The organism is Nonomuraea basaltis, assembly GCF_005893125.1.
Taxonomy (GTDB): domain Bacteria; phylum Actinomycetota; class Actinomycetes; order Streptosporangiales; family Streptosporangiaceae; genus Nonomuraea; species Nonomuraea basaltis.
On sequence record NZ_VCJS01000381.1, the window covers coordinates 1 to 7,341 of the forward strand.

The following is a 7,341-nucleotide window of genomic DNA, read 5'->3' on the forward strand; positions in this document are numbered from 1 at the left end:
CCCGTGGTCGGAGCGCTTGAAGCCACCGAACGGTGCACCCAGGTCGAAGCCGGCGCCGTTGATGTGCACCTGACCGGCGCGGATGCGGCGCGCGACGCGCGCCGCGCGCTCCGTGTCGGCCGACCACACCGCCGCCGACAGCCCATACGGGGTCGCGTCGGCCAACTCGACGGCCTCATCCTCACCCTCGTAGGCCTGGACGCACAGGACGGGGCCGAAGATCTCCTCGGAGGCGATGCCCGCACCCGCGGGAACCTCCGTGAAGACGGCCGGACCGGCGAAGAAGCCGCGCGCCGGAAGCGCGTGGTGTCCCGTGATCAGGCGAGCGCCCTCGGCGACGCCGCGGTCGATGTACCGGCGTACCCGGTCGAGCTGCAGCCTGGACACCAGCGGACCGAGCGTGGTGTCCTCGTTCCTGGGATCGCCGATGGTGTTCGCCTCCGCCGCCGCCACGGCCAGCTTCTCGACCTCCGGAAGCCGGGTCCGGGGCACGAGCAGGCGGGTGAGCGCGTTGCAGGTCTGACCCGAGTTGAAGAACGCGTTCATGACCGCGTCCTGCACGGCCGACTCCAACGGGGCGTCGTCGAGCAGGACGCACGGCGACTTGCCACCCATCTCCAGGCTGGTCTTCTTCACGTTGCGGCCGGCCGGCTCCGCGACCCGGCTGCCGGTGGCCGTGGAGCCGGTGAATGACAGCATGTCGATCAGCGGATGGGCGGCCAGCGCCGCACCCGCCACCGGGCCGGTGCCGGGGATCAGGTTGAACACCCCGGCGGGCAGTCCGGCGGCGTCGACGAGCTCCGCCAGGCGGAGCGCCGCCAAGGGGACGACCTCGCTGGGTTTGACCACCACCGTGCAGCCCACGGCCAGGGCGGGGGCGATCTTGGCGGCGATCTCCTGAAGCGGGAAGTTCCAGGGCGTGATGGCGCCCACGACGCCCACCGGCTCGCGTACGACCAGCGTGTTCGCCGCCGCGCCTGGCAGGGGCGAGGGGGTTGAGAGGCCCTCGGCCAGTTCGGCGGCCATCATGAAGATCTCCGCGGGGGCGGCGACCTGCACCTCGCGGGCGATCGCGCGCGGCATGCCGAGGTCGGCCACGATGAGCTCGGTCAGCTCGTCGGCGTGGCCGGCGACGAGCTGACCGAGCTCGCGAACGTATCCGAGCCGCTCCCGCTCGGGAGTGCGCGACCAACGGGGGAAGGCGCGCGCGGCCGCGCGGACGGCCCGGTCGACGTCCTCGGCGTCACCTAGGCGGATGGCTCCGATGGCCTGCTCCGTGGTGGGGTCGAGGATGTCCAGCGTTCCCGTGCCGTGCGGGGCCACCCAGGCGCCGTCGATGTAGAGGCCCTTCATGGCCGTACCACCGTGACCGGCAGGCGGGACAGGCCGCGCAACGTGGCGTTGCGCCGGGGCACGGGCTCCGCGGCGAAGCGCAGGCGGGGGCGGCTCAGCAGCGCCGACAGGACCACCCGCGCCTCGACGCGGGCGACGTTGAGCCCCAGACACGAGTGGGAGCCGCGGCCGAAGCCGAGGTGGGGGTTGGGGTGGCGGTCCAGCACCATCGTCTCCGGGTCGGGGAACTGCTCCGGGTCACGGTCCGCTGCCGCGAGCATGGCGGTGACGACGTCGCCCTGGCGGATCTTCGCGCCGCCCAGCTCGACGTCCTCGGTGCTGCCGCGGCTCAGCGCGTGCACGGGACTCGACAGGCGCAGCAGCTCCTCGATCGCCAGGTCGAGCCCGGCCGCGCCGGTACGCAGGGCGTCCTCCGCCTCAGGATGCCTGAGCAGGCGGGCTACGGCGTTGCCGAGGAAGCGGCTGGGCACCTCGAAGCCGGCGTGGAAGAACGCCCGTACGGAGCTGACCAGTACCTCGTCGTTGGCCACTCCAGAGTCCTCCAGGTGCGTGGCCACGTAGCCGAGCGCGCCCTCGCCCGGCGGGTCGGCCAGCCAGGAGCGGATCAGGTCGTTGAACACGGCTCTGGCCTTCAACCCCGGATCCACCGCGTCTGGCGCCAGCTGGGCGTCCATGCTGCGGTCGAGGTCGTCGTTCAGGCGGTCGAAGGCGTCGCCGGTCCGCGGCGGGTCGACGCCGATGAAGCGGGTGATGGCGAACAACGTGAACGGATCGGCGAACTCCCGGACGAAGTCGAACACGCCCCTGTCCATGAGCGGTTCGAGGAGGGCGTCCGCCCGCTCGGTCAGCACCGCCTCGACGGCCTTCAGATCCTGGGCGCGCACCGCGTCCAGAGCCAGGTGGCGCAGGGGCGTGTGCTCGGGTGGGTCGAGCGTCTGCAGGCTCAGCAGCGTGGGCGGAGTGGGCTCGCCGATGCGGCGGAAGTCGGCGGCGAACCGCTGAGAGTCCCGCAGCACGGTGGAGCAGTCCGCGAACCTGGTCAGCAGCCAGCACCGCAGCTGCTCGTGCCAGTAGACCGGCGCGGTCTCCCGCAGCCGGCGATAGGCCGGGTACGGGTCGGACAGGACATCGTCGTCGAGCGGGTTGAACAGCGGATCGGCCGAATGTGTCGTCGTGGAAGCCGTCACTCGAGGCACCTCCTCACCTCGCCCCGTGCGGGCTCTCCGACGGTAATCGTGTGCGGTCGATCCCAGATACGCCGTGAACGAGACATCTCCCCCTGCCCAGGCTTTCCGGTCTCCGGCAAGTGTGTGCGGGCTCAGCGGTGGATGAAATTCGGCAGGAGGTCCATGTCGTCGTAGTAGCGGTGGAAGACGGGCGTGGCGGCTCCGGACAGCGGCGGGACGATCCACGCCCACTCGGCGGGCACCCGCCGGCCCGCGCGGCGCTCGCGCTCCAGGTGCCGCATGAACCGCTCCGCCTCCGTGTGATGGTCGCTCATCGTCACCCTGGAGCGCTGGAACGACCAGAGTACGGCGACGTTCAGTTCGACGAGCGCGCGATCCTTCCAGAGAGTGCGGTGGGCGGCCGTGGACAGCCCCATCCGGTGGGCGATCTCGGGCAACATCGCGTACCTGTCGTCGTCGGCCAGGTTGCGCGCGCCGATCTCCGTGCCCATGTACCAGCCGTTGAACGGCGCGGCCGGGTAGCGCAGCCCGCCCGCCAGCAGCGTCATGTCGGAGATCGCGGGCACCGCGTGCCAGCGCAGCCCCAGCTCCCCGAACCACGGCAGGTCGGGATGGCCGATGGGCACCTCGTGCACGGACTCCGCGGGTAGGTCGAACAACCGCGGCCGCTCCCCCGGCGTTTCGACGAGCAGCGGCAGCGGGTCGAACGAGGTGCCCGGGCCGCCGGGCCAGCCGAGTTTCATCACCCGCTCGGTCAGCGCCGCGTTCCTCGGGTCGCCGAGGACGGTGCCGTCGTCGCGGCGGTAGCCCGCGTACCTGACGAGCTGCTCGTTGTGGATGCGCGGGCCCGCGCATCCGGGGGCTGCGCGGGCGAAAACGGTGATCATGGGGCGGATCCGGCCGTGCGCGAACGCATGCCGCAGATGCGCGACGCACTCTAGGTAGACGCCCTCGGCCGTGTTCACGTGGCGGCGGTCGCGGACCACCAGGTTGCGCCAGTAGAGCCGGCCGATGCACCTCTTGCTGTTGCGCCAGGCCACGCGGGCGGCGTGGGCCAACTCGGCGGAGGTGTGCGCGTAGGTGCCGTGCTCGCCGATCGACCTGCGCACTTCTTCCAGCCGCCCTCCGGGCGGGCCGGCGTCGGGGTTCTCGTCGTGGAACTGCCGCACGAACGCCTCGGCCTCGTCTTCCAGGCTCCGGCCGGAGGCTGGAACGGTCACCTCCGTCATGCTCTCCTCCTCGCGCGGCGGGCGGGGTGGTGACCCGGCGGTAAGGCCGGGCCACCGAGTTGCTACATCCGCGTTACGTCAGTGCAGGTAACGCATCTGCGCTCACCTCCTCCGTCCCATCCGGTTCCGCGGCGCACGCCCCCGAACGCGGTGTGGGAGTGATGGTGATGGGCCGAATGTACGGGGACGGCGAGGTGATCCCTAAGGTCCGAGCACCGACGCCCCGCCCGGTCCGTCCTTCCGGACGCCGGAAACGTCGAGCCTGAGGTGTTCCAGGGCAGGGATCCCGTTCCTATGGTTGAGCGATGGTCGGGAGCCGCGCGGACTGGGATGGCCAGGCCGCGGACTATGACGAGGCGATGCGGCCGTTCGAGCGGCACGCCTTCGCCCGGGCGCGGGTCTGGCTGTGCACCCGAGCCCGTGGGGACGTCCTGGACGTCGCCGCGGGCACCGGCGCCAACCTGCCGCACTACCCGCCGGGATGCCGCGTCACGATGGTGGACTACAGCGGCCCGATGCTGGCCCGGGCCAGGCACCGCGACGCGCGGGTGCGGGTCGCGCTGTGCCAGTCGGACGCCCATCGTCTGCCCTTCCTGGACAGGTCGTTCGACGCCGCGGTGTGCGCGCTGAGCCTGACGCTGCTCGGCGGAGGCCCGGCCTTCAAGGAGATCAGGCGCGTCCTGCGGCCGGGCGGTCACCTGCTGGTGCTGGATCACGTGCACGCCAGGCGGCACGTGTGGCGGCCGGTGCACGAGGCGGGGTTCCGCGTGGCCGACCGGCGCAGGCTGCTCATGGGCCTCGTACGAGCGGTCGACCTGTCCTTCTGATTTCCGGAAACCGCCGAAGGACCGAAGGTCGGGGATGGCACCTTCCGCCGCCGCCGCCGCCCGGCCTACGCTCCACCGCATGTCGGAACCCGTAGATGTGACGGTCGACCACCACGTCGCCAAGGTGAGGCTGAACCGTCCAGAGGTCCTCAACGCGGTGGACGGCGCGGCGCTGGCGGAGTTCGGCCTGGCCCTGCGCGACTGCGCCGACTCCCCCGACGTCCACGCCGTCGTCATCCACGGCGCAGGCCGCTCGTTCTGCAGCGGTATCGACCTGACCGCTCTGGCGACGGGGCGAATCCCCCTGGGGTGGTTCGACGAGTGGGAACGGGCGGTCGCCCTCTGCGAGGAGATGCCCAAACCGGTGATCTGTGCCATCCACGGCCACTGCCTGGGCGGCGGGTTCCAGATCGCGCTTGCCTGCGACGCTCGCGTGGCCTCACCTGACGCGGTCTTCGAACTGCCCGCGATCCGCGAGGGGCTGATACCCGGATTCGGCGTCCACCGTCTGCCCCGCTACGTCGGTGTGGCACTGACGCGGCGCATGGTGCTGTTCGGCGACCGGTGGACCGCCGCGCGAGCCGCGGAGCTCGGCGTGCTGGAGAAGGTGAGCCTCGACCCGCTGGCCGCCGCCGTGGAGATGGCGCATGAGCTGGCGCCGCTGTCCCAGGTGCACAGCTTCGCGGTCTGCAAGCGGCTGCTGAGCCTGGCCGGCGCCGGCGCCGACCCACTTCAGGAATACCTGGCGCGGCAGGCGGAATGCCTGGGCTCCGAGCACCACCGCGCCTCGGCCGAGGCCTGGTTGTCGCGATGACGCGCTGGGGCGGGTTCCTGCTGCTCGTCGCCCTGCTGGCCGCCGCGTTCCTGCTGGTCAGGCTCGGCGCCGAGAACTGGGGCGGACCACCGAGGCGCGACGTCGAGATCGCCGGGCGGATCCCGGCCACCGTCTTCGTGCCGGGACAGCCGCCTCCCGGGCACCCGGCCATCGGGTTCACGCTGCCGCGTCCCGCCGGGCAGCGACCTCCCGTCGTGGTCATCGCGCACGGCCACAGCGCCGACCGGGAGATGATGAGCCCGATCGCGCGCAGCCTGGCCCGAGCCGGGTACGCGGTGCTGGCCTTCGACCTCGCCGGTCACGGGGCCAGCCGGACGCCCTTCTCCGTCACGCCCTTCGCCTCGGAGCCCGACCGGCTGCGGGCCGACCTCAAGGCCGTGGTCGATTGGCTGGGCGCCTACCCCTACGTGGACGGGAAGCGGGTGCTGCTCATGGGGCACTCGCTCGGGGCCGCGCTGGTGATGGACTTCGCCTCGCGGGACCCGAGGCCGGTTGCCACCATCGCGCTCTCCGGCTCGGTCAACCCGGCCTTGGCCGGGCCGCTGCGGCCGCGCAACGCGCTCTTCCTCGTCGCCGCCGGGGACGCGCAGCCGATCCACGAGGAGACGATGGGCACGGCGCGGCAGCTCGCGGGCGTGACCCCCGAGGAGGGGCGGACGTACGGCGATCCACAGGCGGGCCAGGCCGTGCGGCGGAGCCTCGTCCCGGGCACCGACCACATGACGGTGCTGTACTCGGACACGGCGTTCCGCGAGGCCGTCGCCTGGCTGGACACCTCGGCCGGCAACGCGGCGAGGCGGCCACCTGGACTCGACGACCCGCGCCTCGGCCTCAGCGCATGGTACCTGCCGTGCGTGCTGGTGCTGCTGGCCGGGCTGGGCGTCGCGGCGGGCAGGGCGGCCCGTCACCCGCCCCGCGCCCTCACCGCAGGGCGCCTCTCCCACGAGCGGGTCACGGCGGAACGTCCCCTGCACGCCCTGGTCCCGGCGGGACGCCCCCCTGACGGCCCCGGCCCGACGAGAGACCTCCCTGCTGGACCGGTCCCTCCGCAACGCCGCTCCGGCCGCTCCCTCCCGGCGGAAGGGAGCGCGGCCGGGGTGGTCTCCGCGGCGGGGGCGCACTGGCGGTTGGCGCTGTTCGCCGGGGCGATGCTCGCCTCGCTGCCCGTCCAGTTCGTGGGCGGGGTGGACGGGCGCACGCTGGCCGGGTTCCTCGGTCTCGAGGGCGGCGACGCGATGCTGGCCTTCCTCGCCGTCTCCGGCGGGATCCTCCTCTCGATCCCCGCCATGGCCCCGGCGAGCCGGTTGGGGCGGGTGCTGGCCGCTCCGCGTCCCCTGGCCGACGGCGCGGCCCGGCTGGCGTGGCCCGCCCTCGCCGGACTTGCCGGAACGTACGTGCTGCTCGCCCCGCTGGGCCCGGTGTTCCACCGGCTCGTCCCCACCTCCGAGCGCGCGATCGCCGGGATCGTCTCCGCCGCCCTGGCGCTGCCCTTCTTCCTCGCTCTGGAGGGTCTGCTGCGGCGCGGCAACCTCCTCGTCGCCGTGGCGAGCTCGCTGGCCGGTCGCCTGCTGGCGGTGATCGTCGTCTACGCGGGGCTCGCCGTGGGCGTCTTCCAGGACATCGTCGGCCTGTACGCCATGTTCCTCGGCGTGCTGCTCCTCCTCTTCGAGCCGCTGGCCGCCGCCGCCTACGCGGCGGGCAGGGACCCGAGGGTGGCCGCGCTCATCCAGGCGGGCCTGCTCGGCTGGATCGTCGCCGTGACGGTGCCATGGTCGGGATGAGCGTGCCAGGCAGGCAGTCGGCCGGCGGCTGGCTGCGTATGAGCCCGCCCAACCCGTCGGCGGACATCCGGCTCATCTGTCTTCCTCACGGTGGCGGCGGCACCGCCGCGTTCCGGGGGTGGGCGGGCG

At 72.8% G+C, this 7,341-nt stretch carries 6 protein-coding genes; 3 read left to right on the forward strand and 3 right to left on the reverse strand.

Translation table 11 applies throughout. The annotated features are described in order from the left end of the window. The 3 genes from EJK15_RS66005 to EJK15_RS66015 form a co-directional block, all read right to left on the reverse strand. On the reverse strand, positions 1–1,353 hold a 1,353-nt coding region (locus tag EJK15_RS66005; protein WP_138720391.1), incomplete at its 3' end, for an aldehyde dehydrogenase family protein. Continuing rightward, entirely contained in the window at positions 1,350–2,540 is a 1,191-nt protein-coding gene (locus tag EJK15_RS66010; RefSeq protein WP_138720392.1) for a cytochrome P450, read from the reverse strand. The genes EJK15_RS66005 and EJK15_RS66010, both read right to left, overlap by 4 nt. Positions 2,541–2,671: 131 nt before the next feature. Then, on the reverse strand, positions 2,672–3,769 hold the full coding sequence (locus EJK15_RS66015; protein ID WP_138720393.1) for a nitric oxide synthase oxygenase: 1,098 nt from the start codon (positions 3,767–3,769) through the stop codon (positions 2,672–2,674). A gap of 305 nt (positions 3,770–4,074) precedes the next feature. Between EJK15_RS66015 and EJK15_RS66020 the strand changes: the two genes are divergently transcribed. From EJK15_RS66020 to EJK15_RS66030, 3 genes are all read left to right on the forward strand, one after another. Continuing rightward, on the forward strand, positions 4,075–4,596 hold the full coding sequence (locus tag EJK15_RS66020) for a class I SAM-dependent methyltransferase (RefSeq protein WP_138720394.1): 522 nt from the start codon (positions 4,075–4,077) through the stop codon (positions 4,594–4,596). 79 nt (positions 4,597–4,675) lie between these two features. After that, entirely contained in the window at positions 4,676–5,410 is a 735-nt protein-coding gene (locus EJK15_RS66025) for an enoyl-CoA hydratase/isomerase family protein (RefSeq protein WP_171075367.1), read from the forward strand. Beyond that, positions 5,407–7,212, forward strand: a complete 1,806-nt coding sequence (locus EJK15_RS66030; RefSeq protein ID WP_171075368.1) for an alpha/beta fold hydrolase — start codon at positions 5,407–5,409, stop codon at positions 7,210–7,212. Before EJK15_RS66025 ends, EJK15_RS66030 begins: the two co-directional genes overlap by 4 nt. Positions 7,213–7,341 lie beyond the last annotated feature (129 nt).

What these genes read in the sequence shown, in the direction of transcription:
- EJK15_RS66015 (WP_138720393.1), bottom strand. Translation starts at nt 3,769, where the DNA reads ATGACGGAGGTGACCGTTCCAGCCTCCGGCCGGAGCCTGGAAGACGAG.
- EJK15_RS66020 (WP_138720394.1), top strand. Translation starts at nt 4,075, where the DNA reads ATGGTCGGGAGCCGCGCGGACTGGGATGGCCAGGCCGCGGACTATGAC.
- EJK15_RS66025 (WP_171075367.1), top strand. Translation starts at nt 4,676, where the DNA reads ATGTCGGAACCCGTAGATGTGACGGTCGACCACCACGTCGCCAAGGTG.
- EJK15_RS66030 (WP_171075368.1), top strand. Translation starts at nt 5,407, where the DNA reads ATGACGCGCTGGGGCGGGTTCCTGCTGCTCGTCGCCCTGCTGGCCGCC.